18 protein-coding genes and 1 riboswitch are annotated in these 25,074 nt (G+C 39.1%); of the genes, 5 read left to right on the top strand and 13 right to left on the bottom strand.

The annotated features are described in order from the left end of the window. Positions 1-310 precede the first annotated feature (310 nt). Positions 311-3,541: an autotransporter Pta gene (gene pta, locus ACWPWK_RS06420; protein ID WP_109373074.1), complete on the top strand. Its 3,231-nt coding sequence runs from the start codon at positions 311-313 to the stop codon at positions 3,539-3,541. A 110-nt stretch (positions 3,542-3,651) separates the two neighbouring features. Then, positions 3,652-4,728 (top strand): hypothetical protein, encoded by a 1,077-nt coding sequence (locus ACWPWK_RS06415; RefSeq protein WP_109373075.1) that lies wholly within the window; start codon positions 3,652-3,654, stop codon positions 4,726-4,728. A gap of 46 nt (positions 4,729-4,774) precedes the next feature. Here the strand turns inward: ACWPWK_RS06415 and ACWPWK_RS06410 are convergent, their stop codons facing one another. Beyond that, complete coding sequence (locus tag ACWPWK_RS06410) at positions 4,775-5,389, bottom strand: LysE family translocator (protein WP_109373076.1); 615 nt, start codon at positions 5,387-5,389, stop codon at positions 4,775-4,777. Positions 5,390-5,564: 175 nt separating this feature from the next. Here ACWPWK_RS06410 and folA point away from each other — a divergent pair, with 175 nt between their 5' ends. Beyond that, the gene (gene folA / locus ACWPWK_RS06405; RefSeq protein ID WP_088494660.1) at positions 5,565-6,050 is read left to right on the top strand and encodes a type 3 dihydrofolate reductase; all 486 of its coding nucleotides are present in this window, start codon (positions 5,565-5,567) and stop codon (positions 6,048-6,050) included. A gap of 434 nt (positions 6,051-6,484) precedes the next feature. On the opposite strand, the gene apaH is transcribed toward folA, so the two are convergent. The 6 genes from apaH to lptD are packed head-to-tail and all read right to left on the bottom strand — an operon-like array spanning position 6,485 to position 13,271. Continuing rightward, on the bottom strand, positions 6,485-7,306 hold the full coding sequence (gene apaH / locus ACWPWK_RS06400) for a bis(5'-nucleosyl)-tetraphosphatase (symmetrical) ApaH (RefSeq protein ID WP_454208552.1): 822 nt from the start codon (positions 7,304-7,306) through the stop codon (positions 6,485-6,487). Between the two features lie 2 nt (positions 7,307-7,308). Further along, the gene (gene apaG / locus ACWPWK_RS06395) at positions 7,309-7,686 is read right to left on the bottom strand and encodes a Co2+/Mg2+ efflux protein ApaG (RefSeq protein ID WP_006535978.1); all 378 of its coding nucleotides are present in this window, start codon (positions 7,684-7,686) and stop codon (positions 7,309-7,311) included. 25 nt (positions 7,687-7,711) lie between these two features. Next, positions 7,712-8,530 carry a 16S rRNA (adenine(1518)-N(6)/adenine(1519)-N(6))-dimethyltransferase RsmA gene (gene rsmA, locus ACWPWK_RS06390; protein WP_109373078.1) on the bottom strand — a complete coding sequence of 273 codons (819 nt, stop codon included), beginning with the start codon at positions 8,528-8,530 and terminating at the stop codon, positions 7,712-7,714. Beyond that, positions 8,523-9,521 (bottom strand): 4-hydroxythreonine-4-phosphate dehydrogenase PdxA, encoded by a 999-nt coding sequence (gene pdxA / locus ACWPWK_RS06385; protein ID WP_109373079.1) that lies wholly within the window; start codon positions 9,519-9,521, stop codon positions 8,523-8,525. Before pdxA ends, rsmA begins: the two co-directional genes overlap by 8 nt. Continuing rightward, the gene (gene surA / locus ACWPWK_RS06380) at positions 9,511-10,848 is read right to left on the bottom strand and encodes a peptidylprolyl isomerase SurA (protein ID WP_109373080.1); all 1,338 of its coding nucleotides are present in this window, start codon (positions 10,846-10,848) and stop codon (positions 9,511-9,513) included. Before surA ends, pdxA begins: the two co-directional genes overlap by 11 nt. A 50-nt stretch (positions 10,849-10,898) precedes the next feature. Further along, the gene (lptD, locus tag ACWPWK_RS06375; RefSeq protein ID WP_109373081.1) at positions 10,899-13,271 is read right to left on the bottom strand and encodes an LPS assembly protein LptD; all 2,373 of its coding nucleotides are present in this window, start codon (positions 13,269-13,271) and stop codon (positions 10,899-10,901) included. A gap of 430 nt (positions 13,272-13,701) precedes the next feature. On the opposite strand from lptD, the gene djlA reads away from it, so the two are divergent. Beyond that, positions 13,702-14,502: a co-chaperone DjlA gene (gene djlA, locus ACWPWK_RS06370; RefSeq protein WP_109373082.1), complete on the top strand. Its 801-nt coding sequence runs from the start codon at positions 13,702-13,704 to the stop codon at positions 14,500-14,502. A 243-nt stretch (positions 14,503-14,745) separates the two neighbouring features. Here the strand turns inward: djlA and rluA are convergent, their stop codons facing one another. The 6 genes from rluA to thiB all read right to left on the bottom strand — a co-directional run bounded on the left by rluA (position 14,746) and on the right by thiB (position 24,274). Beyond that, complete coding sequence (gene rluA / locus ACWPWK_RS06365) at positions 14,746-15,399, bottom strand: bifunctional tRNA pseudouridine(32) synthase/23S rRNA pseudouridine(746) synthase RluA (protein WP_072064290.1); 654 nt, start codon at positions 15,397-15,399, stop codon at positions 14,746-14,748. Between the two features lie 55 nt (positions 15,400-15,454). Beyond that, the gene (rapA, locus tag ACWPWK_RS06360; protein ID WP_109373083.1) at positions 15,455-18,358 is read right to left on the bottom strand and encodes an RNA polymerase-associated protein RapA; all 2,904 of its coding nucleotides are present in this window, start codon (positions 18,356-18,358) and stop codon (positions 15,455-15,457) included. Positions 18,359-18,543: 185 nt separating this feature from the next. Continuing rightward, positions 18,544-20,898, bottom strand: a complete 2,355-nt coding sequence (locus tag ACWPWK_RS06355; RefSeq protein WP_109373084.1) for a DNA polymerase II — start codon at positions 20,896-20,898, stop codon at positions 18,544-18,546. A gap of 88 nt (positions 20,899-20,986) precedes the next feature. After that, positions 20,987-21,688, bottom strand: a complete 702-nt coding sequence (gene thiQ, locus ACWPWK_RS06350) for a thiamine ABC transporter ATP-binding protein ThiQ (RefSeq protein ID WP_109373085.1) — start codon at positions 21,686-21,688, stop codon at positions 20,987-20,989. Continuing rightward, a complete protein-coding gene (gene thiP, locus ACWPWK_RS06345; protein WP_109373086.1) occupies positions 21,681-23,261 on the bottom strand; it encodes a thiamine/thiamine pyrophosphate ABC transporter permease ThiP in 1,581 nt (526 codons plus the stop codon). Before thiP ends, thiQ begins: the two co-directional genes overlap by 8 nt. Further along, complete coding sequence (gene thiB / locus ACWPWK_RS06340) at positions 23,261-24,274, bottom strand: thiamine ABC transporter substrate binding subunit (RefSeq protein WP_109373087.1); 1,014 nt, start codon at positions 24,272-24,274, stop codon at positions 23,261-23,263. Before thiB ends, thiP begins: the two co-directional genes overlap by 1 nt. Positions 24,275-24,338: 64 nt before the next feature. After that, a riboswitch (TPP riboswitch) is annotated at positions 24,339-24,430 on the bottom strand. Between the two features lie 112 nt (positions 24,431-24,542). On the opposite strand from thiB, the gene rppH reads away from it, so the two are divergent. After that, positions 24,543-25,073 carry an RNA pyrophosphohydrolase gene (gene rppH / locus ACWPWK_RS06335; RefSeq protein ID WP_036934096.1) on the top strand — a complete coding sequence of 177 codons (531 nt, stop codon included), beginning with the start codon at positions 24,543-24,545 and terminating at the stop codon, positions 25,071-25,073. Position 25,074: the final 1 nt, after the last annotated feature.

Here is a 25,074-nt window from a genome sequence, read left to right as displayed (position 1 = left end):
CAATTTGATATTTTTGTTTATTTATTTAAGTTCTCTTTATTAAGTTGATTTAAATATTGTCATTAATGAGGTTAATATTGAGATAGGTTAATTTTTGTTGTTTGTAATATAATAACAAGTGATCTGATTTTGTTTAATCTATCTATTAATTTGTGATTACGTAGTCAATCTATCTATTTTTGTGGCATGAAATCATATTTTTGAGATGCCCTTCAAGTAATTATTTCTCTAGAAACTAGAGAATCTTTGCGTCTTTTATTTTTGATCCTTAATTAATGTTATTAAATTTTAATATAACTGAAGGTACAGAATGAACAAAGAAATAGCTTTAAGTCATCATCACAAAATGAATAAAAAAAATAAAATAAATAATAATATATTTCAACTTTCCATTGTTGCATCAGCACTTCTTTTTTCTGGATATTCCGTAGCATATTCAGAAGCTGGGCAATTAGGAGATACCAAAAGTTGGGAAAGCCAAGAATATCAAAAAGACTGGGGGCTGGCTGCTATGAATGCCTCTAGTGCTTATGCACTTGGTTTTCATGGGCAAGGTGCCAAAATCGGTGTAATGGACTCTGGTGCATTATTATCACATGAAGAGTTAAGTGGTTCACGTTTTCATGCGGTGAAAGCCAAAGGTCAATATGGCTCAACAGGGATGCGTTATCCTCAAGAAATGGGCGGGCATTATGAAAAAGGTCAAGCCTTTGATGTTGATGGAGGTTGGATCAAAGGTGTGAATGATACACATGGTACACACGTTACAGGAACAGTCGGTGCTAACCGTGACGGTAATGGCATGCATGGGGTTGCGTGGGGTTCTGATGTTTATTTAGGAAATACTGGCGCAACAGATAGCAATAACTACGGCCCTTATCAAGATTACGCTTATTTCTATACTGGCTGGAAAGCGATGGTAGATGCAGGGGCGCAGGTAATTAATAACAGTTGGGGAACAAACCCTCGAATTGTTAATACTATTCCAACTAAAGGTCCTGATGGGGGAAATACCACTGTACACATGCCTGTTGATACCACAGCGCAAACTGAATACGAATATTTCTATTTCAAAAAAGTCTATGGTGATAAGCCTTCCTTTGTTGATGCCGCTTATGACGCCGTAAAAGGGACTAACGTAGTACAAGTGTTTACAACAGGTAACCGAGATTTTGCCCAGCCTTATTATCGTCCTCTTTATCCTTATTTTAATCCTGAGGCAGAAAAACATTGGATTGCAGTTGCGGGACTAGAGCAAACAGCCGATAAATCAGGCTATCAATTAATTAAAGTCTTTAATGAAGCGGGTAATGCGAAATGGTGGACGGTTGTTGCACCTGGTCGTGCTATTTATTCTTCAGTTGTTGATGAAGAGGGCAATGCTGGCTGGAATACCTTTAGTGGTACATCAATGGCAGCGCCTCATGTTACTGGCGCGATGGGTGTATTAATGTCACGTTATGCTTCAATGAATGCAATGCAAGTGCGTGATGTGATGTTTACAACGGCTAATCACCGTAATCCAGATGGCTCTTTATATGATAGCTGGACTGCGGCAGAAGGCACTCCTGATGTGCGTTATGGTTGGGGTACACCAGATTTAGATAAAGGCATGTATGGACCTGGTCAATTCTTAGGTAAATTTGAGTATGACCTAAGCATGATGCCACTTGATGTATGGACAAATGATATCTCACAAGTAGCTTTAGATTTACGTGAACAAGAAGATCTTGCCTGGTTAACTGAATATAAAGACAAAGGCATTGCTGCGGGAGGTGACTACAATTTAGGAACTGATTTTGTTATCAATGATGGTAACCCAGATCCAACCTCACACATTGTCAGCAAAGAAGATGCTGAAAAATGGCGTAAAGAGTATTACCAAAAACGTGCTGATGCTATTCAGGCTAAAATTGACGCGGGTTTATATGACGGCACTTTAGTTAAAAAAGGTGAAGGTACATTAGTGATGACTGGCGATAATACTTATCGCGGAGGTACAACAGTCGAACAAGGTACTTTATATGGCTTTACAGAATCATTTGGCACAGAAGCGGTCAATGTGAATGGCGGCAAATTAAGTGTTATTGATCGCTATAACGATACTTTTACTCAAAAAGGTCAATTGGCCTCAAATGAAAGCCACAAAGCTAATATTAATATCAACGATAAAGGGACTTATTTAGTTACCGTTGGACATGATGTTAATGTTGGTGATATTGCACTCAACAAAGGCGCGAATTTAGACGTTGGTGCTGATAATGAAGGGCAATTAAAAGATATCTACCTAAATAATACTGTCGCAACAGGCACCGTTAATGCAGACAATTTAGTTGATAATCGCGTTAAAGCTAAAATGTTAGCGAATAACAATGTAGCTTCAAATAATGATTATGCATTATTTGATAAAAATGTTGCTGTAAAAGACAACACCATTACAGGCACATTAAGTAAAAAAGAAAATACGTCTTTAGCGACTTTTGCTAATAATGAAAATGGTCGTTCTATTGCCAATGCTTTAGATAATACAGGTAGTGGTGATCTATTTAATGTAGTATTACCAATGAATGAAAGAGATCTGAATAAGACCTATGAATCATTAGGTAGTGATATGTATTTAAATGCCAATAGTGCGAGTGTGGTTAATGTTTTAGGGTTAACGCGGATAGTGAAAGATCAAGCCATGGGTATTGGTCAAGGTCGCTATGCTAAATTGGATAACAGCAACGCACGTATTTGGATGACAGGCATTGGTCAATGGGGTAATGCTGATTATGGTCACAGCAATATGGATGTTGATTTCTATGTCGGCTTATTAGGCGCAGAAATTGATGTGACTGAAAATACTAAGGCGGGTCTGTTCTTTGGTGCGGGTTCAACCAAATATAAAGGTAATGAGCACGGTAAAATAGACAGCAACGATATTCATATTGGTGCTTACGGTGTTTCTAATTTGTATGACGTGGCTTCATTGAACTATGGTTTCACACATACTAACCAAGATAGAGATGCAAAAAGAACACTTTGGATAGGACAAAATGCAGGTTATAACTCTACCAGTTATGATGCAAAAATTACTCAAATTTTCTTAGAAGGGGCTTATACTCAATTTAATACCAATCAGTATTCTATTGAACCATATGCAGGATTTAGCTGGTTACGTGTATCAACTGATGATATCAATGAGAATGTCGGTAATATGAAATTTACCACTAAGACAGACTCACAAGATATTCAAGTGGGTACTATCGGTTTACGTGGTGGCTATCCATTTATGGCAGGTAATATAAATATGGCATTAAAAGGCGATATTTCTGCAAGCCACTTGTTTGGTGACAATCGCCCTGAATCACGTCTCTTCTTATCAAATTCTGGTGATGCAACATTACGAGGTGGCAAACTGGATAATTTATTTGGTGTTGGCTTAGGTGTTGATGCGCAATTAAGTAAATCAACGACTTTCGGGCTGTCTTACCAAGGTCAATATAATAGTGATGTAAGTTCAAGTGGAATTAATGCAACATTGAAAATTAATTTCTAAATTGTATTAATTAATTTAAATAGTAAAGCCCTTAGTAATAAGGGCTTTTTTTTATATTTAAAATTATTAATTTAAGTATAAGTATTATTATTTAATAGAGTGTGACAATTATGGTTAAATCAATAAGTAATGATACTTCTTTTAATTATTCATGTAATGAATTTTCTGTTGATTTAAATAAAGCTAGAAATAGAATTAATAAGATAGAAAATATCAATCTTTCTCTCTTTTTATCAGTCGAAAAAAAATCTTTTATCTATAAAATAGTAGAGAAAATAAAGTCTATTTTTAATGTAGAGAAAAAAATAGAATTTATTAAAACAAAATGGATGTTTAATTTATCAAAATTTTTAACTGATGATATACGCAAAAAGAAGGTAAAGGATCTTGATAAAATAACTATTAGCAAAAAAGAATTGCATGATTTTATTATTGATTATAATGATAATAATAAATTAAACTCATTTAATTGGTTTGTTGGTCAGTATGTTAAAACAAAAGGTGATTTATTATTAGTAACAAAAATAGCATATTTCTTAGAAGATAATAAGCGTAAATTTAATCCATTTAAATTAATCATTGAATCAAAATGTATATCAAATTATTTATTTCTATTCAACTCTCTAATTACAGAAGTAAATAATGAAATAAAAAAGAAAATTTTCTTCGATATTATTGAAGACTACTTTGATAAGAATAAAAGTGATTTTGAATCTAGCCTGAAAGTAAAAAAACTAGATTTATTTTTAGAAAATAGTTATGTCATTGAACGTTCTGATGAATTAAAGCAAGCGTTTAAGAATATCATGAAAAATATGATTAATAAAAATATTGATTTTAATGAATTTATAAAAGATCTTATTGGTATTGTAGTTGAAGAGATTGAAGGCGTTGAAGAAACGAAAGAAGTAAAAAAATTACAAGAATATTTTAATCGTTATTGTGCGGCAGAATATTATTTAAAAGTTTTGAATGATGTGATAAATAAATATAAATTAGATTGTATAAATCATGAACAATTTAATAAAATTATGAAAAATACAAATAATATTATTAAAGATATTAATAGCTATATTTTCCAACATTTAAATAAAATTAATGATGATTCATATATAGGAATAGATAAAGAACAATATCTTATTAGAGTGGATCAAATTTTAGATGTGTTTAAACGGCTAGAGTGCTAAGTGAAAAGAAAAGCACCTATAAAGGTGCTTTTCTCAGAAGATAAGGTTAACTTAATGCTACTTTAATCCCCAAACCAATCAGTACTACACCCAGCACTTTATCAATGCTTTTTTGGATTTTATTGAGCATTTTTCTGACTGGCGCACTTTGGATTAATAGAACCAATAAAGGCCAATAGACTAAAGCTAAACCCCAAATAATAAAGGCATACCATAATTTTTCACCGATGCTGGAATCAACACTTAATACTTGAGTGAAAACGGCAAGGAAGAACAAGGTGGCTTTAGGGTTAAGTAAATTACAGAGAAAACCTTGCATAAAGGCTTTTTTAAAGCTGATTTGTGAATGTTGTGCTGCTTTTTCATCAATCGAATGATTAGATTTTGAGAGTAAGCTCTGAAAACCAATCCACAGTAAATATGCGGCTCCAGCATATTTTAAGATGGAAAAAAGCCAAGGTGTTGTGGTGATAAGCACAGCAATACCTGCAACACAATATGACATATGCACAAGCAATGCAGCTACAATACCCATTGCGGTCATCATTGCCGCAGATCGTTGATAACGTGCAGCATTTTTTACAACGAGAAAAAAGTCAGGACCTGGTGAGATCATACCAAGTAAAGCAATTGTAAAAACAACTAAAGAAGTTTCAAGCATAATAGCGCCTTGTATATAACAATATTATAATGATTGAATCTTATATGATTAAGTTAACATTTCGAGTATAAAGCAATTATTTATTATCAAGGAAGCATAATTTGTATCGACTCAGGTTTTAGCTTTACGTATAGTGTGAACAGTTTTTTTCCCATCTTTACCCGTAGGTGTGTAAATGAATATTAGTTTAATCGCAGCATTAGCGATGGATCGCATTATTGGTATGGAAAAGGCAATGCCTTGGACATTACCGGGCGACCTAGCATGGTTTAAAAAGAATACGCTAAATAAACCCGTTATTATGGGTCGGGTGACTTATGAGTCTATTGGACGTCCTTTACCGAATCGTCTTAATATTGTTTTAAGTAGCCAGCCAGGAACAGATAGCGATGTTGTTTGGGTTAAATCCGTAGAAGAAGCTTTGCAAGCTGCTGAAAATCATGAAGAAATTATGGTTATCGGTGGTGGAAAAGTGTATGAGCAATTTCTGCCTATGGCAAATACACTCTATCTAACTCATATCGATGCTGAAGTCATCGGTGATACAACATTCCCAGATTATGAGCCTGATGAGTGGGATTCTACCTTTATGGAATACCATGAAGCAGATGAAAATAACTCACATAACTACTGCTTCGAAATATTAAAAAGAAGAAAATAACAAGAATTAAATAAAAAGGGAGATTAAATATCTCCCTTTTTATTATTCCTATTTTATTAATATAAGAATAATAAAAAATAAGATTTATTATTCTAACTAAAATTTTTATTTATAAAGATTTATTAAATGTAATCATTATTTATATTTTAATAAACTCATTTTATAAGAATAATATATGAGATATTAATCAATATAGAGATTTTTTATTCTTAATATCGTGTTTTTCTATACTTATTTTGCTATGAAAAAAAATAACATCTTGATTATTAACAGTTAAATTTAGGGGGATTTTAAAGTGTTCGTTTTTGTATGTAAAATGTTCTCTTTAGAATAAAAAAGAGTAATTTAGGTAATATGTGAGGATAAAGCCCGCATAGCGCAAAAGGCAATGTAGCCATTTTTGCGCTTCAAGAAGGAAGGGGATAATAAGTGATTTATTTGGGTGCAGATAGGCTAGATTGAGTGAAATATTGTTTGTCTTCCCAACGTAAACAAGTGAGATCCCCACCCCAGCAACATCCCGTATCTAACGCATAAATATTATCAGGAGTGCCTTTCCCTTCAAGAGAGGCCCAATGCCCAAATATAATGCTATAACCTTCAGGTAATTGGCTTGGCAAATCGAACCAAGGCTTTAATGGTGCAGGCGCGTCTTGTGGTTTATCTTTGCAAATCATATCAAGCTGACCATTAGGAAAGCAGTAACGCATACGAGTGAGTGCATTAGTACTAAAGCGTAATCGCGCTAGACCCGAAAGTTCTGGTGACCAGTTGTTTGGTAAATCACCATACATTGAGTTAATAAATAAAGGGTAGCTATCACTACTTAAAATAGCTTCGACTTCACGAGCGCACATTTTGGCTGTTTCTAAATCCCATTGTGGCGTGATCCCTGCGTGAGCCATGATGATTTTTTTGTCTTCATCAACTTGCAATACAGGTTGGCGTCTTAACCAATTAATTAATTCGTCTGCATCTGGCGCATTAAGTAAATCATTCAACTTATCTCTTGGTTTGTTGCGGCTAATTTTTGCAAATACACCTAAAAGATGAAGATCATGATTGCCCAAGACGAGTTTAAGTGAAGTCCCTAAGCTTTTTACAAAGCACAGTACTTCAAGAGAATCAGGGCCTCGTGCAACAAGATCACCCGTTAACCACAATGTGTCTTGTGCTGGATTGAAACTGACTTTATCAAGAAGGTGGCGCAGTTCATGGTAACAGCCATGAATATCACCAATTAAATAAGTTGCCATAGTTAGTTTATCAATGTTGGAAGTGCAAGGCGGAAAACAGGGATCTCTATTTGAAATAATCGACCATCAGTGTCAATCATTTCATAATGACCTTCCATTGTTCCCATTGGTGTTTCAAGAACGGCACCACTGGTATAGCGATATTGTGTGCCAGGTTCAATAAGCGGCTGTTCGCCAACAACACCTTCACCTCGAACTTCAGTGGTATTACCTTGTGCATTGGTGATCAACCAATAGCGGCGCAGGAGGCGAATTGCACATTTATTCAAATTATGAATTGATATGGTATAAGCAAAAACATATCGCTCATCTTCAGGGGAAGATTGGCTTTCAATGTAAACGCTTTGTACCTGTATCGCCACTTTTGATGAGGTAAACATAGTGCCTCCTGTCTCTGGCTTTATCTTATGCTTGTGAGTCTTGCTTTTGCGATAACCAGTTTGCCACTTTGCAGTATTGCTCAACAGAAATATTTTCTGCTCTTGCAGTTGGATCGATATCAAGAGCTATCATATCTTCTGCTGTGAGTAATCCACCTAAGCTATTACGTAGTGTTTTACGGCGTTGATTGAATGCTTGAGTGGTAATACGGCTAAGCATTGTAATATCCGTTACTGGGTATGGCTTTTCTTTGTAAGGGATCAAGCGAACAACTGCTGAATCAACTTTAGGTGCCGGTTTAAATGAAGTTGGTGGAACTTCAAGTACAGGGATGATTTGGCAATAATATTGCGCCATCACACTTAGGCGACCATAAGTTTTGCTGCCGTGACCAGCAACAAGGCGATTGACCACTTCTTTTTGCAACATAAATGTCATATCAGAAATTGCGTCAGCAAAACTGAATAAGTGGAACATGAGTGGTGTAGAAATGTTATAAGGCAAGTTACCGAAAACACGCAGAGGCTGCTGACGCTCTTTTGCTAATTGCGCAAAATCAATCGTCATAGCATCTTGCTGAATAATGGTCAGCTTGTCTTTTAATGTAGGATGAACTTCTAAACGAGCGGCTAAATCACGGTCAATTTCTACGACCGTCATTTTATCCATTCTTGCGCCTACTGGCTCTGTAATTGCACCTAAACCAGGACCAATTTCAACAATGGCTTCACCAGGTTGAGGATAAATGGATTCAACAATACTTTCAATAATATAGCTGTCTGTTAAAAAGTTCTGCCCGAAGCGTTTGCGGGCAAAGTGCCCCTGATGGACTCTATTATTCATTACAATTTTGTATCATATTAATGGCTAAATTTAATGCGGTGCAAAAACTGCCAGCATCTGCGCTTTTCGTACCTGCAAGCTCAAGGGCGGTGCCATGATCAACAGAAGTACGGATAAAAGGAAGGCCGAGAGTTATATTCACGGCACGACCGAAACCTTCGTATTTTAGCACAGGTAATCCCTGATCGTGATACATCGCAAGTACCGCATCAGCATGTGTTAAATATTTAGGTTGGAATAAGGTATCAGCAGGATAAGGACCATGAAGATGAATGCCTTGCTGACGTAATTGTGTTAATGCAGGCTCAATAATATCAATTTCTTCACGCCCCATATGACCGCTTTCTCCTGCATGAGGATTAAGGCCACAAACATAAATTTGAGGTTCTGCTATACCAAATTTGGTTTTTAAATCGTGGTTTAAAATAGTGATAATTTCATGCAGAAGCTCACCTGTAATTGCATCCGCCACATCTCGTAATGGTAAATGTGTGGTTGCTAATGCGACTCTTAATGTATCTGTCGCCAGCATCATAACGACACGTTCACAGTGGCTACGATCAGCAAAAAATTCGGTGTGTCCTGTAAAATGCACACCTGCATCATTGATAATGCCTTTATGAACTGGTCCAGTCACGAGTGCCGAAAATTCACCATTTAGGCAACCATCACAAGCACGAGCTAATGTTTCTACAACGTATAAACCATTGCGTGCATCTAATGTACTCGGAATGACATTAGTGTGAAGTGCAATTGGGAGTACACAAATTTGGCTTGGTGTGTGTATTTGAGGTGGCGTAGCAGGATCGTATTCAACTAATGAAAGAGGCAGGTTTAACAATTCTGCTCTTGTTTTAAGTAACTGAGGATCAGCACAAACAACCCAAGGTAAATCCCAACTCATTTGTGCTAATGAGATAATAAGGTCAGGACCAACCCCGGCTGGTTCGCCGGGGGTGATAACAAGTGGTTTTATTTGCTTAGTTTGCATTATTCTCGTTCATTATTTTCACATAAGCCCCTACTCGTAGCTCTTGCATCCAGTTTTGTACTTCTTCATTAAATTTACGGTTGAAGAGTAAACGGTATGCTTGTTCTTTATTCGCGGCATCTGTTTTATCAACACTACGTGTGTCTTCTAATTCAATTAAATGCCAGCCAAAGTTTGAGCGAACAGGTTGGCTTAATTCGTTTTTATTTAAGCGCATTAACGCATCACGGAATGCCGGATCGTAAACATCAGGCATTGACCATCCTAACTCACCGCCGCGTAATGCTGAACCTGGATCTTCAGAGTATTCTTTTGCTGCATCGGCAAAGGTTATTTTACCACTGCGAATATCGGCAGAGATCTGCTGTAACTTGGCATAGGCTTGCTCATCATTCATGATTGGCGAGCTTTTTAGCAGAATATGGCGGCTTTTCACTTCCGTAACAGAAAGGGTATTAGAACCACCACGAATATCGTTTACTTTGATAATGTGTAAGCCAACACCAGAGTGAAGAGGCCCTACGATTTGGCCTTTTTGTGCATTTGCTAATTCTTTTGCAAATAGGGTTGGTAATTCATCAATAGATGCCCAACCCATATTACCGCCATTTAAAGCTTGTGGATCAGCAGAATAAGTTGCAGCCAATTTGCCGAAATCTGCACCATTTTTAAGCTGATTCATAATGCGAGTAATGACTTGCTTTGCTTTTTCCATTTCTGCCGGCGCAGGATTTTCTGATAATGGAATTAAGATATGGCTCAGGTTTAGATCAATACTTTGGCTTGCTTGACCTTCAATTTGCTTAGCAAGAGAATCAACTTCTTGAGGCAAAATAGTAATACGGCGACGCACTTCATTATTGCGAACTTCAGCTAGCATCATCTCTTTACGGATATCTTGTCGATATTCGTTATAAGAAATCCCATCGGCAGCAAGACGCTTTTTCAGTTGCTCAAGAGAGAGTTTATTTTCAGCAGCAATACCCTGAATTGTAGATTCTACTGCGGCATCAGGAATATCAATTTGCATTTGCTGTGCCATTTGCAAAATGATGTTATCCATCACCAAACGCTCTAGAATTTGTTGGCGAAGAACTTGCTCATCAGGCATCTCTTGTCCCGCATTTTTTGCGTTCATTTTGACTGTCTGTAGCATTCTATTGACGTCACTTTCTAGAACGACACCGTTATTGACAATCGCCGATACACGGTTTAATTCTTGAGCAGCAAATGTTGTTGAGCTGGTGGCTGCACCGACCGTGATCATTAAGCCGATAAACAGCGTTTTCCAATTTTTCATAAGTTTCCCATTATGTATTTTCCGCATCTTATTGCGGGGTGACATATTTATTCAGCCAATTCCGTAGTCTGATTAAATCAGAATGCTCTTTGATAAGGTAAGATACCGCGTTCAAGCATTTTCTGGCTACCCAAACTATGATTGTTACTTAGGCCTCTGAGTTCCACATTGACAGACCATTTATTATCAATATCGCTGTGGTCAACTTTCCAGCCAACAATTTTCCGTTCATAACCCACATTCACAGCCCAGCAACAGGTGTTGTATTGTAGACCAACCATTTGGCTAACAGGCTCTGATTCTTTGGTATCAAAGTAATAAGCACCCACAAGTCCCCAACGCTCTGCTAATGGCCAACTTCCTACGACACCGATTTGTGAAATACCTTTTTGGTATTCAGGAAGTTTATTAATACCACCATCATAAGGGCGAACACGCGTTGCTTGGATATAGTCACGATCAACATAACGATAGCTTAACTGTAGAAGATGATCGCTATCTGCGCGATATTCCATAATCGCATCGCCCATTGAGACGCTACCTAAGCGACGGTCATATTGTAAACCACCACGCATACCTACAGTATCTGTGATCCGCCAGTAGGCATCACCCGCCCATACCATTGAACCTGTTTCATCTTTGCTATTAATAATCTCATTACCAATAGAAGAAGGACCTGTTCTTGGACGCTCAAAGAAGTAGATTTGACCTACAGAAACGTTAAAACGTTCAACTAATTCGCTATCATAAAAACGCGAAGTTACACCCGTGGTTAATTGGTTTGCAGAAGCAATGCGGTCTAAACCACCATACATTCTATCGCGGAAAAGTCCGCCATAGTTTGATTGTAATAATGCGGAGTCAAAGTTATTGATATTAGACTGATCTTTATAAGGAACATAAAGATATTGCACACGAGGTTCGAGGGTTTGGGTAATATCATTGGTTTGATATTGGCGCTCGAAAACCACTTTCATATCAGATTTAAACTGTGGCAATACACGATTAACACTGTCATCTAATTGGTTAGGATATCTTTTCTTATAAGCCTCAGGAATGTCCTGATCGTAATGAGTTGCCATCACTTTCAGTTCATTATTAAAGCTTGCCCAACCTGTTGATGCAGGCAGTGAGATCGTTGGCTCAATATGGAAACGATTTGCTTCAGGGGTGTTATCTCCCACACTGGTAAAGCGAACAAATTGAGCGTAAGTACGGAAATCAAACGGCCCGATATCATTCTTATAATAATTGAGATCAAGTTGTGGCTCTGCACGATAAGCCCTTGCATCTTTATTATCAGAGAAGACTTGGAACTGTTTGGTTGTTAATGTGGCATTCCAGTTCTGTTGCGCATAACCCGTACTAAATTTCTGAGTTGCATAACCATCTGTGGTGTTACCATATTGAGAGGTGAAATCAGTGAAGTACTTGTTATCACTTACTTTTGTGTAATCGATATTAAATCGCCACACATTGTTCATGACGCCACTATGTCCCCAGTAGAATAACCAGCGTGTTGCAGAATCACGAGGAAGATAGCCAGCTTTATTTTCTTCTTTGTCTTTATTGTATTGGCTATCGTGATTAATCCAATCAACGGCAATCGTACCGCGACCTGGAGTCGTTAAATAACGGAATTCATTATCTAATTTTAAACCACGACGGCTGATATAGTTAGTCGTAATGGTCGCATCATAATTAGGAGCTATATTCCAATAGTAAGGAAGTTGGAAATCAAATCCAGAGCTACTGGAATAGCTTCCGTTAGGAATTAAGAAACCAGAACGGCGTTTATCACCAATTGGTAATTGAAGATAAGGGCTATAAAAGATAGGCACATTGGCTACACGAAAACGCGCATTCCAAATTTCAGCGACTTGCTCTTCACGGTCTAAAATAACCTCTGAGCCAACAACGCTCCAGCTATCATCTCCTGGTAAACAAGAGGTGAACATGCCTTTATCCATAATGGTATAGCGGTTTTCGCCACGCATTTGCATTTTGTCTGCGTAACCACGGCCTTGACGGCCAACCATTTGGTAATCACCTTGCTCAATATCCGTATCTTTATTATTAAGATTAGACCAAGCTCGCGGGCCTTTTAAGATGATTTGAGGATCATCATAAGACACATTTCCTGTTGCTGTGACCATTCTTAATGGTGTTTCTCCCTCAGTCTGTGTCAGTTCAACACTGTCGGCACTTAAGGTTTGGTTTCCCTGTTTAATATCAACATCACCTTTATATTTGACCATGCGAGGATATTCACCTTGCATATCATTTGCAGTGATGGTGACGGGCAAGCTGTTAGGATCGCCTTGTACTAATGGTTTGTTATAAACAGGAACTCCCAGTAAACATTGGGAGGCAAGATCAGCATAAGCAGGCTGACCGTATATTGTGGCCCAAACTAGGGTGGCCAGCAGTGTGGGATAACTTTTTTTCATAAGTATTTATGTGCTTCCGTCATCAGTGGCTTCGTGCTGATAAACAGCGAGAAACTAACGCAGGGAGTTATGCGGCACCAGCCCAACGTTCTGAACATTGTTCTAACGGTAACCGAAAAATAGGCGTATGCCTCATTTTTTCGATGTTTCTGTGTTGAAATAGGGTTATAGCCTTATTAGAAACAAAAAAACACCGCGCTGATGCGGTATTTCGTGCTGTATAACAACGCTAAAGTTATTCGTTTGGTCACTCATTTTACTTTAACACAATTTAAACGAAAACAGCATTACCTCAGTCCAAAGAGAAACAGTAAACCTCTTCATTTTAAGAAAAAGTCTATTTAGAGGTTGCTTGGTGTTAGGTGTGCAAGCAAATGAATAGTATGATAATGCAAAATTGCAGTCAGAGCATTGAAGATTTGAGGAGTCTATGCGCTATTGGGGAAAATTATTAGGCCTTACCATTGGTAGTTTTGCAGGAATAGGCTTTTGGGGCATTGTTATTGGTGTTTTTCTTGGGCACCTCTATGACATGCAACGAAGTAAATTAGGAAGTGGTGGGCGCTATACGCGTGATAGACAAGCTTTTTTCTTTGCTGCAACCTTTCAAGTTTTAGGCCATCTGACAAAATCAAAAGGGCGAGTGACTCAAACCGATATCTCTCTTGCCAGCGAATTAATGGATCGCATGAATCTGCATGGTGTTGGTCGCCAAGCCGCGCAACAAGCTTTTAGAGAAGGTAAATCATCCGATTTTCCATTAAGAGCCACATTGCAACGTGTTCGGCAAATTTGTGTTGGGCGCCGTGACTTACTTCAGATGTTTCTGGAAATCCAATTACAAGCTGCTTTTGCAGATGGTCAACTGCATCCAAATGAAAGAAAAATGTTGTTTATCATTATCGATGAGCTAGGTTTTTCTCGTGCGCATTTTGAACATATATTAGCAATGATGCAGGCTGGTCAGAATTTTCATTATCAAAATGGGCAGGGTTATCAGCCCCAACCTCAAGGCCCAACGCTCTCTGATGCGTGTAAGGTACTTGGCGTCGATGAGAATGATGATGTTAAAACCATAAAAAGAGCTTATAGAAAATTGATGGGAGAACATCATCCGGATAAACTTGTAGCGAAAGGTTTACCGCCAGAAATGATGGAAATTGCAAAACAAAAAGCACAGTCTATACAAGTTGCTTATGATTTGATTAAAAAAGAAAAAGGATTTCGTTAACATCTTGTAAAAGAAGATGAGAAAAGAGAGAATTATTCCGTGATAGAGATAACTTAGACTGAGTTGAGTTTATTATTTATCACGGTAAAATATAAGTGAAATTTAATTATTTCATTCTCTCTTCTCTTAAAAAAGGAACTATATCCATGTCAAACGTCCGTGTTCTTGTTGGGGTTATGGGATTAGCGCTTTGCCTGCTCCTTGCTTCATTGAGTTCAGTGACTGTTTTAGTGTCATAAGACACTAAAAATCGGCAAGGCATTCAAAATGTATCGGGGATCGAAAAGCAGGATGCGTAATAAATAATTCCTGAGCATGTAACTGCAGGCGAGGCGCCATCGCTCTTGCCTGTGGGTGTGCATAAAAGCGATCCCCAAGAATTGGATGCCCCAACGCTAGCATATGTACCCGCAATTGATGTGAACGCCCAGTAATTGGTGAGAGTTTCACTCTTGTCGCATTCTCTTCATATTCCAACACTTCATAAAAAGTTTGCGCCGCTTTCCCTGTTTCATGACAGACTTTTTGTTTTGGCCGATTAGGCCAATCACAAATCAAAGGTAAATCAACCAATCCCTCTTCTTTTTCGATATGTCCCCAAACGCGTGCGATATAGGTTTTTTTGGGTTCACGTTCACGAAATTGACGCTTTAGTTCACGCTCTGCTTCTTTATTTAGAGCAACAACAATAACGCCACTGGTTGCCATATCAAGGCGATGCACACATTCAGCATTAGGAAATTCAGCTTTAATGCGCGACATAATACTGTCGTTATGTTCTGGCGCTTTGCCCGGTACTGACAGTAATCCGCTGGGTTTATTGACGGCAATAATATGCTCATCTTGATATAAAACATGTAACCAAGGATCTGTCGGCGGGTTATACACTTCCATCATGGTGGATATCTCATCAAAACAACGGGGAGTAAAATACTCCCCGCTTTAACGGTGATTATTGGTGGGTAACAACAATGAGGCGAATTGAATCTAAACGCCACGTTGCTTCATCTAAATGGTTAAGAATATGAGCACGTTCATTTTCAATTGCTTCGACTTCATCATCACGAATATTTGGGTTTACCGCACGTAAAGCTTCTAAGCGCGACAATTCATGAGTCAGCACGCGATCCGCTTCTTCTTTCGCTTTTTGGATAAGTCCTTTCGCTTCAACTTCCATTAACGGTTCAGAGGCTTTAAGTACATGGTGGACTTCACTTTGTACCGCATTGACCAGTTTGCTCGAAGTATGACGATTAACTGCATTTAATTGGCGGTTAAAGCTTTCAAACTCAACTTGAGATGCAAGATTATTACCTTTCAGATCAAGTAATAAGCGAACTGGTGTTGCAGGTAAGAAACGACTTAAGTGAAGATGTTTAGGTGCTTGCGCTTCGACCACATAAATCAGTTCTACTAACAGCGTTCCCACTGGCAATGCTTTATTTTTTAATAAAGAAACGGCACAACTTCCTGTATCGCCAGATAAAATTAAATCTAAGCCATTACGGATAATTGGGTGTTCCCAACTAATAAATTGGGTATCTTCACGAGATAATGCTTGCTCTCTATCAAATGTGATGGTGCAACCATCTTGCGGTAATCCTGGGAAATCAGGCACTAACATATGATCGGATGGCGTTAAAATAATTAAGCTATCACTGCGATCTTCTTGATTAATACCGACGATATCAAACAAGTTCAGTGCAAAGTTCACTAACTCAGGATCGTTATCTTGCGCTGCAATCTCACCCGCTAATTCAACGCCAACTTCACCACCGTTAGAATGCATTTCTAATAGGCGGTCGCGGCCTTGCTCAAGTTTGAGCTTCATTTCATCATGCTGTTTACGACAAGCAGCGATAAACTCGTCAAAGTCCGCTAATTCATTAGGTTGCGCAAGGTAATTGACGAGAGCATCATATTTGCTGTCATAAATAGTACGACCTGTTGGACAAGTATGCTCAAAGGCATCTAAGCCTTCGTGATACCAACGCAATAATACGGATTGAGCCGTACCTTCAAGATAAGGAATGCTAATATCAATGTCGCGATTTTGACCAATTCGATCGAGACGACCAATACGTTGTTCTAGTAAATCAGGGTTAAATGGCAGATCAAACATAACTAGTTGATTAGCAAACTGGAAGTTACGTCCTTCAGAGCCGATTTCTGAACATAGTAGAACTTGTGCGCCTTCTTCTTCAGACGCGAAATAAGCAGCTGCACGGTCGCGTTCAAGTAATGACATACCTTCGTGGAAGACTGCCGCGCGAATACCTTCACGCTCACGTAAAACTTGTTCTAATTGCAGTGCGGTTGCTGCTTGAGCACAAATTACCAGTACTTTTTCATTACGATTTGCAGTTAAGAAACCCAGTAACCATTCAACACGAGGGTCAAAGTTCCACCATGTTGCGTTTTCACCTTCGAATTCTTGGTAAATACGTTCAGGGTAGAGCATCTCTTTTGCACGAACTTCGAGGCTCTTTTTCGCCGCCATAATTTCAGCCACTTTAATTGCGGTTTGATATTGTGTTGGCAGTGGCATTTTTATCGCGTGAAGTAAGCGATTCGGGAAACCTTTAACGCCAGAACGAGTGTTACGGAATAGCAAACGACCTGTTCCGTGTCTGTCCATTAGCATATGGATAAGTTCTTGGCGAGATTTAGTACGTTCTTCACCTTGGGTATTTGCCGCTTTCAGTAATGGCTCAACATCTTGCTCGCTGATCATTTCACTGATGATATTTTGTTGTTCGGTATTTAAATCATCTTCTGATAGCAAAATAGTGACAGCATCAGCAACAGGGCGATATTTTTGTTGCTCATTAATAAATTCGTTGTAGTCATGGAAACGGCTTGGATCAAGCAGACGTAAACGGGCAAAGTGGCTTTCTTGACCTAATTGCTCAGGGGTTGCGGTTAATAGCAATACCGAAGGAATAGATTCAGCTAATTCTTCAATTACTTGATATTCACGGCTTGGAGCATCTTCACTCCAAACAAGGTGATGAGCTTCATCGACAACTAACATATCCCATGTTGCTTCAACCAAGTGTTCAAAACGTTGTTTGTTTTTACGCACAAAATCTAAAGAGCAGATGATCATCTGTTCTGTTTCAAATGGATTATCGCTATCTAATAAAGATTCGCTATAACGGCTATCATCAAACAGTGAGAAACGGAGGTTGAAACGGCGTAACATTTCAACTAACCACTGATGTTGTAAGCTTTCAGGCACAATAATCAACACGCGCTCAGCACGACCATCCATTAATTGTTGATGGATAATCATACCAGCTTCAATTGTTTTACCTAAACCCACTTCATCAGCTAATAATACGCGGGGGTTATGACGTTTACCCACTTCATTGGCGATATAAAGCTGATGAGGAATAAGGCTTGCGCGGATACCACGTAAACCACTTTGTGCTTGCTTAAACTGCTCGCTCATAAACTTACGAGCGCGGTAGCGTAATGCAAAGCGATCCATACGGTCGATTTGACCTGCAAAAAGGCGATCTTGAGGTTTATTAAAAGTGAGTTTGTTATCTAAGAACACTTCACGTAATTGTGCAGGCTCTTCAGTGTCTAAACGTACACCCTGATAGATAAGTAGGCCGTTATCTTCTACAACGTTATCGATGGCGAGTTTCCAGCCTTCGTGACTGGTGACAGTATCCCCTGCATTGAACATCACCCGCGTTATTGGTGCATCATGACGGGAGTAAAGGCGGTTTTCGCCACAGGCAGGAAAAAGTAAGGTAACCATGCGGGCATCAATTGCCACAACAGTACCCAGTCCAAGCTCGCTTTCAGTATCGCTAATCCAACGTTGACCAAGAGTAAAAGGCATATATATAAACTCAGCTCTCAAATATATAATTTAGGAATTATTAATGAATGCAGTATTGCGGTGTTGTCATTAAAATCTGCGGGATAAAAAGTGCTTGTTCCTTGAACAAAGAAAAGCTAATTATCACCAAAGGGGCGTTATGTTAATAGATGCAAAGCAAACCGTCACCTGCAAAATGACACAACTTAAAATGAGAGTGTCATTTGCCCATTTAACAAGGTTGAAAAATCATCTTGTATAAAAGGTAGGATTGCATCTGCAATAGGCATTAATTGCTTATTGATATAGTGCTCATAATCAGGTGCAGTGGTAATGTGCTCTAATGGCTCAGGCCCCAAGAGGGTAATTATATAACTAATCCAACCGCCTTGCTGATATTGTTGCGGTCTATTTTGGGATAAATTATATTCATCAGCCTTACGTGCTGCTTTGACATGAGGGGGGACGTGGTGCTGATATTCTGATAATTTTCTACGTAACCGTTTACGATACACTAATCTCTCATCATATTTTCCCGCAAGCGTATCCGCAACATAATCACGAATAAACTGCTGATAAGGTTGCTGATGAAAAATGCGTGTATAAAGCTCTTGTTGAAATTTTTGAGCAAGGGGAGTCCAATCTGTTCTGACGGTTTCTAATCCTTTAAATACCATTTTATCATTGCTGAGTCCGGCGTAGCGTTTCTTGCTACCCGTTTCCATACCTCGGATAGTGGGCATTAAAAAGCGGCGATAATGGGTTTCGTATTCTAGTTCTAATTTGCAATCTAGTTGGTAGTTTTCAAAGAGATGTGTTTTCCACCATTGATTTACCTCTTGTACTAATTGATACCCAATCTGTTGTGCTTGTTGTTCTGTGTGAGGTGACTTCAGCCAAACAAAGGTTGAATCCGTATCGCCATAAATAACTTGATAACCTTTGGCCTCAATTAATTCTCGTGTTTTTTTCATAATTTCATGACCTCGTAGCGTAATGGAAGACGCTAAACGAGGATCAAAAAAGCGACAACCCACAGAGCCTAAAACACCATAAAAAGCATTCATAATGATTTTGAGCGCTTGAGAGAGTGGGGTATTTTTATGTAATTTGGCATTATCTCTTTCATGCCAAATTTGCGACACAATAGCGGGTAAACAGTGCCGTTCTCGTGAAAATCGTGCTTGGCGAAATCCAGAAATAGAAAACTTTTCGTCAGGTTGGTGCATTCCTTCAATCATTCCTACTGGATCGATTAAAAAAGTACGAATAATAGAGGGATAAAGGCTTTTGTAATCAAGCACAACAACAGAATCATATAAGCCGGGAGCAGAATCCATCACAAAGCCACCGGGGCTATGCTCTTCAGGTTTTTCACCTTGATTAGGCGCGACATATCCAATGCGATGCATTGAGGGTAAGTAGAGGTGAGTAAAAGCCGCGACAGAGCCACCGCTTCTATCAACTGAAAGCCCTGTAACACAGGCTCTTTCTAATAAGAATGCCATAAGAGATGTCGTATCAAAGATACGGTTCACTAAGACACAATCTTGCCAATTATAATAAGCCAGTGCAGGTTTATCTTCTTTAAAACGCCGATTAATTTCATCCATTCTGGCATAAGGTGTATCGATGGCTTTACCTTCACCTAACAGTGTTTGAGCAACCGATTCGAGGCTAAAAGAGGGAAAATTCCACGTCGCCATTTTCAATGCTTCAATGCCATCGATAATTAAACGACCTTGAGCCGATGCAAAAAAATGTCCTTTTTTAAATCCATGCTCACGCCATTCTAACGGGCTATTTTGACGACCTAATAATAAACTGACGCCATATCGTTGGGCATGTGTGTACAAAATACGTAGATCGAATTGAATTAAATTCCAACCAATAATGGCATCGGGATCATAGTGTTGTATCCATTCATTTAACTTTTCAATTAAACGTAATCGGCTACTGACATAACATAAACGATAGCCTTGAGGTTGCTGGTTTTCACACTCTACGGGCAACTCATCAGTAAGCATAAACACCACATTATCGCCACAACCTGCAAGTCCAATGGAGTAAAGTTCACCAAACTCACTGGTTTCAATATCCAAAGACACGGTTCGAAGCGTTGGGCGATAATCAGGAGCGGGTTTTAATGTAGCAATATTATTTTGTTGATAACGAAACCAGACTGGTGCGGTGATAAAGCGCTCCATCATATAACGTTCATGTGGGCGGATATCTGCTTCATAAAGTCGGATGTGATGCTCTTTAAGTTGTTGCTCAAGTTGAACAAGTTGGCGGTATTGTTTGCAATAAACACCGAAAACGGGCTGTCTTTCGAAATCTTTTAACTCGAGGGGGCGAATTTCAATATCAGGATTTTTATTAACGAGTGAGCGTAAAACAGTTTCATGTTGACGGGCAACAAAACCGATAGCACGTTGCATAGGAACAGTCACTTTATGCGGACCATGATCTGTCGCCAGCCAATAAGAGACGACAATACCTTTTGGTGTGTCGCTCCAGTGGCGAGTAAGAATAAAACCTTGTTCCGTATGACCAATCATGAGCACCCAATAAACACAAATAATTCACTAAATATGTGTTTATTATAGTCAATATAGTGGTTATTTATACAGTTAATTTTGGCTGAGATTAATTAAACGGAATACCTAAAATAAGTGATTGATCCACTTCACCATTTATTAGTGATTGTGTATTTCCATCATACACAATCATACCGTTATCAATCACAATCGCTCTTGAGGCGATTTTTGCAGCATCTTCTAAACTATGCGAAACCATCAATAAGGTTAACGCTTTCTCATCACAAAGTTGCTCAAGTAGTGCCAGCATTTCAATGCGTAAAGCGGGATCTAATGCAGAAAAAGGCTCATCGAGTAATAAAATCGGTTGTTCACGTACCAAGCAGCGCGCAATTGCGACACGTTGGCGCTGGCCACCTGATAATTGGGATGGTAAGCGTTCAAGATATTCACTGAGAGCCACTTGTTTAGCGCGATCTTCTAATAGTATTTTTTGCGCATCAGTCAGTTTTAAACTGGGATTTAACCCTAAACCAATATTCTGTCTGACAGTTAAATGTGGAAATAAGTTATTATCTTGAAATAACATGGAGATAGGACGTTTAGCAGGGACGGTTTTAGTATGGTTTTCACCATTGAGAAAAAGGCTTCCTTTTTCTGACGGTAAAAAACCTGCAATTAAACTGAGTAATGTGCTTTTTCCAGCGCCACTGGGACCTAACACAGCGATACGCTCTCCCGTATTAACGGTTAAATTAAATAAGAGATGTTGGTGTTCATAGGTGTAAGCAAGGTGCTCTAATTTAATCATGAGATTTTCCTGCCAATCGTTCTATTAAGCTAAAAAGAGTGAAGCAAAGTAGCAATAAGATCATGGCGGTCACGGCACCATCTTGAGTGTGATAAGCGCCAATTTGCTGATAAAGATAGAAAGGTAAGGTTCTAAAGGTTTCATTACCAAAAAGAGCCACAATACCGAAATCCCCAATAGAAATCACACAAGCAAAAGCAAGGGCTTGTGAAATTGGTTTTTTTAATGCGCGTAATTCTATCCAACGGAGTCGATTTATATCTTGTAAATTGAGCGACTGACACAAAAGACCATAACGCGAAGCGATGTCATTCATTGGATTTTCAAGTACTTTTAATGCATACGGAATAGCAATTAATGCGTTGGTTAAAATGACTAAAACATACGGTGATTCGGGTAATCCAATCGTATTGTTGAATAGAAGAAAAAAGCCTGTTGCCAACACAATCCCCGGCATCGCCAGAATAATCAAACCACTCATTTCCATGGCTTGCCCTGCTTTTTTAAAGTGCCGTAAGCGAAGTTCTCGGCTACTCCATAGCAACATCATCGTTAATACAACACAAACAATACCCGCACCAACCGCAATAATCAGTGAGGTAGTAAACGCCTGCCAAAGTACAGGTTGTTGTATGACACGTGTAAATTGACTGTTAAGACCGTCCGTTATTACCGCTAGAATTGGCGGTACTAAAAAGAGGATCGCAAGAGTGATCACTAAACCATCGGTTATTTTGCTAAAGATAGGATCATAGGGATCACGCCAATGTAGCTTTTGACTGCTTCCCACAAAAAGGGTGCCTTTTAGCTTTTGGCTAATAAGTACTAAACCTAAACAACAAAAAAGCTGGATCAACGCTAACAGTGCAGCGCGGTGTAAATCGTAGTCATAGCTTAACGCTTGATAAATCGCGAGTTCAACAGTCGTTGCCGCAGGACCTCCGCCTAATGCCAATACAGTGGCAAAGCTTGCAAAGCAGAGCATAAAAATGAGTGATGCCGTGGGCAGAATTTGACGCCACAAATAGGGAAATTCAAGAAAATGAAAACGTTGCCAGCCATTCATGCCAAGCTGTGAGGCTAATTGGCGTTGTTCTGACGAAATACTTTCAAGTGCTTGTAATAGCATTCGGGTTGCTAATGGCATATTGAAAAAAATATGAGCTAATAGAATGCCTTGCAAACCATAAGGGGTAAATTGGTAGTCGATCCCTAGCCATTCACAAATTTGAGCAATCCATCCCACTCTGCCATAAACCGTTAAAATACCAAAAAGTGCAACTAGAACAGGTAACACAAGACTCATGGCACATAGGCGTAAAAACAGTGTTCGTCCTTTAAATTGGCGTCGATAGAGTGCTTTGGCGAGCCAAATAGCAGGTAATATCGAAAACAGCGCAGATAAAAAGGCTTGCCAAAAAGTAAAGCGGACAACATGCCATAAATATTCATCAGCAAAAATTGAGGTCAGCTCACCACTTGGTGCGTTAAACCACAATGCGCCAAATGACAATAACGCCACAATAAGCAGTAAACCCGAGGCACATAGCCCCGGGATAAGCCATCTTCCCATTAGCGACTAACCGCAGATTGCCAATTACGAGTCCATGTTTGGCGCTCTTTTGCGACAACATCTGCATCGAATTGTAATGATTTTTCGGGTTTAGGCATCACGGAATAGACGTCAGGTAATGGCATATCAATAACAGGATACATCCAATTGGTTGTAGGAATAGTTTCTTGGAAAGCAGGGGTGAGCATAAATTGCATAAATTGTTGAGCTAATTCAGGTTGTTTGCTCGATTTCAATTTTGCCGCGACTTCGACTTGTAAGTAATGCCCTTCATCGAAAATTGCCGCTGCATAGTTATCTTTTTTATCCGCTAAAATGTGATAACCTGGAGATGATGTGTAACTAAGCACAAAATCACCTTCACCTTTTAAGAATAAGCCATAAGACTCACTCCAACCTTTAGTCACTGTCAGCGTTTTCTCTGACAATTTTTTCCATTCAGAGGCCGTATTTTCAGGGTAAAGTGACTGCATCCATAGCATTAAACCCAAACCCGGTGTGCTGGTGCGAGGATCTTGATACAAAATCTTCCACTTTTCTTTGCTATTTAGCAGTTCAGCCATACTTTTTGGGGGATTAGCAATGCGGTTTTTATCATAGATAAAAGCAAAATAACCGTAGTCATAAGGCACAAAGGTATCATCAGCCCATTTTTCAGGTAGGGTGAGTTTTGATGTATCGATATGACTTGGTGCGAAAAGTCCCGTTTCTTTTGCTGCGTGGATCAGATTGTTATCCAAACCCAAAATAATATCAGCCTTACTCTTATCACCTTCCATACGTAAGCGATTAAGCAGAGAAACACCATCAGAAAGGGCAACAAGTTTTAATTCGCAATCACATTGTTGTTCAAACGCTTTTTTTATTGCAGGCCCTGGCCCCCAATCTGCGGTAAATGAATCATAAGTGTAAACAGTGAGCGTGGGTTTTTGTGCTAAGGCTTGAGTTGAAAAAGTACTTACAATGCCCAGTGCGCCCAGAAGGAAAGTAAAGCGAAGCGATTTAGTTAACACGTTTAGTTCCTCAGTAAAAGTCAGGTAGGATCTGAGGAGTGAGGATGGCAAACCAATGAATATTGCAACATCCTGACTCAAATCCCTACGCCAGTATTAGCTGGATCAGGTTCCACGAGTTTTTCTCAGCCTAAAAAGGCACCCCGTTGAGACTTTCCCATTGTAGATAAATACGCGCGTCGTGCAAAGTCTGTTGATAGAGGTTTACCGTTTGTGGGTAGTATGAAACAATGAGTTATCTTTCAAATTTGGTTATTGAGGTAGTCTAGTGATCGATGATGATGGCTACCGCCCGAATGTAGGGATTGTAATTTGTAATCGGCAAGGGCAAGTGCTTTGGGCTCGTCGCTATGGGCAACATTCATGGCAATTTCCTCAAGGGGGAATTAATCCTGGAGAATCGCCAGAGCAGGCAATGTACCGAGAGTTGTTCGAAGAAGTTGGGTTAAGTCGCAAGGATGTTAAAATTCTTGCCTCCACACGTAACTGGTTACGTTACAAGTTACCGAAGCGTTTGGTGCGTTGGGACACAAAACCTGTTTGTATTGGACAAAAACAGCGTTGGTTCCTCTTGCAGTTAACAAGTAATGATAAAGACATTAATGTTCAACAAAGCAAAACGCCAGAATTTGATGGCTGGCGTTGGGTGAGTTACTGGTATCCTGTTAGACAAGTCGTCTCTTTTAAACGCGATGTTTATCGACGTGTAATGAAAGAGTTCGCACCCGTAGTCATGCCGTTGCAAGAACAAGTGTCTTTACCTCGTCCATCGTATGGATATCGGCGTAAAAGGTATTAGA

The organism is Proteus sp. Marseille-Q3619 (assembly GCF_965283115.1).
The sequence above is the reverse complement of the archived record's forward strand: the minus strand, read 5'-3'. Positions and strand labels throughout refer to the sequence as shown.

Excerpts from the sequence above, each read along its gene's own strand:
- djlA (WP_109373082.1), top strand. The coding sequence starts at position 13,702 with ATGCGCTATTGGGGAAAATTATTAGGCCTTACCATTGGTAGTTTTGCA.
- thiQ (WP_109373085.1), bottom strand. The coding sequence starts at position 21,688 with ATGATTAAATTAGAGCACCTTGCTTACACCTATGAACACCAACATCTC.
- rapA (WP_109373083.1), bottom strand. The coding sequence starts at position 18,358 with ATGCCTTTTACTCTTGGTCAACGTTGGATTAGCGATACTGAAAGCGAG.
- ACWPWK_RS06410 (WP_109373076.1), bottom strand. The coding sequence starts at position 5,389 with ATGCTTGAAACTTCTTTAGTTGTTTTTACAATTGCTTTACTTGGTATG.
- ACWPWK_RS06415 (WP_109373075.1), top strand. The coding sequence starts at position 3,652 with ATGGTTAAATCAATAAGTAATGATACTTCTTTTAATTATTCATGTAAT.
- folA (WP_088494660.1), top strand. The coding sequence starts at position 5,565 with ATGAATATTAGTTTAATCGCAGCATTAGCGATGGATCGCATTATTGGT.
- rsmA (WP_109373078.1), bottom strand. The coding sequence starts at position 8,530 with ATGAATAATAGAGTCCATCAGGGGCACTTTGCCCGCAAACGCTTCGGG.
- thiP (WP_109373086.1), bottom strand. The coding sequence starts at position 23,261 with ATGGGAAGATGGCTTATCCCGGGGCTATGTGCCTCGGGTTTACTGCTT.
- surA (WP_109373080.1), bottom strand. The coding sequence starts at position 10,848 with ATGCGGAAAATACATAATGGGAAACTTATGAAAAATTGGAAAACGCTG.
- ACWPWK_RS06355 (WP_109373084.1), bottom strand. The coding sequence starts at position 20,898 with ATGATTGGTCATACGGAACAAGGTTTTATTCTTACTCGCCACTGGAGC.
- lptD (WP_109373081.1), bottom strand. The coding sequence starts at position 13,271 with ATGAAAAAAAGTTATCCCACACTGCTGGCCACCCTAGTTTGGGCCACA.
- pta (WP_109373074.1), top strand. The coding sequence starts at position 311 with ATGAACAAAGAAATAGCTTTAAGTCATCATCACAAAATGAATAAAAAA.
- apaH (WP_454208552.1), bottom strand. The coding sequence starts at position 7,306 with ATGGCAACTTATTTAATTGGTGATATTCATGGCTGTTACCATGAACTG.
- pdxA (WP_109373079.1), bottom strand. The coding sequence starts at position 9,521 with ATGCAAACTAAGCAAATAAAACCACTTGTTATCACCCCCGGCGAACCA.
- rluA (WP_072064290.1), bottom strand. The coding sequence starts at position 15,399 with ATGATGGAAGTGTATAACCCGCCGACAGATCCTTGGTTACATGTTTTA.
- apaG (WP_006535978.1), bottom strand. The coding sequence starts at position 7,686 with ATGTTTACCTCATCAAAAGTGGCGATACAGGTACAAAGCGTTTACATT.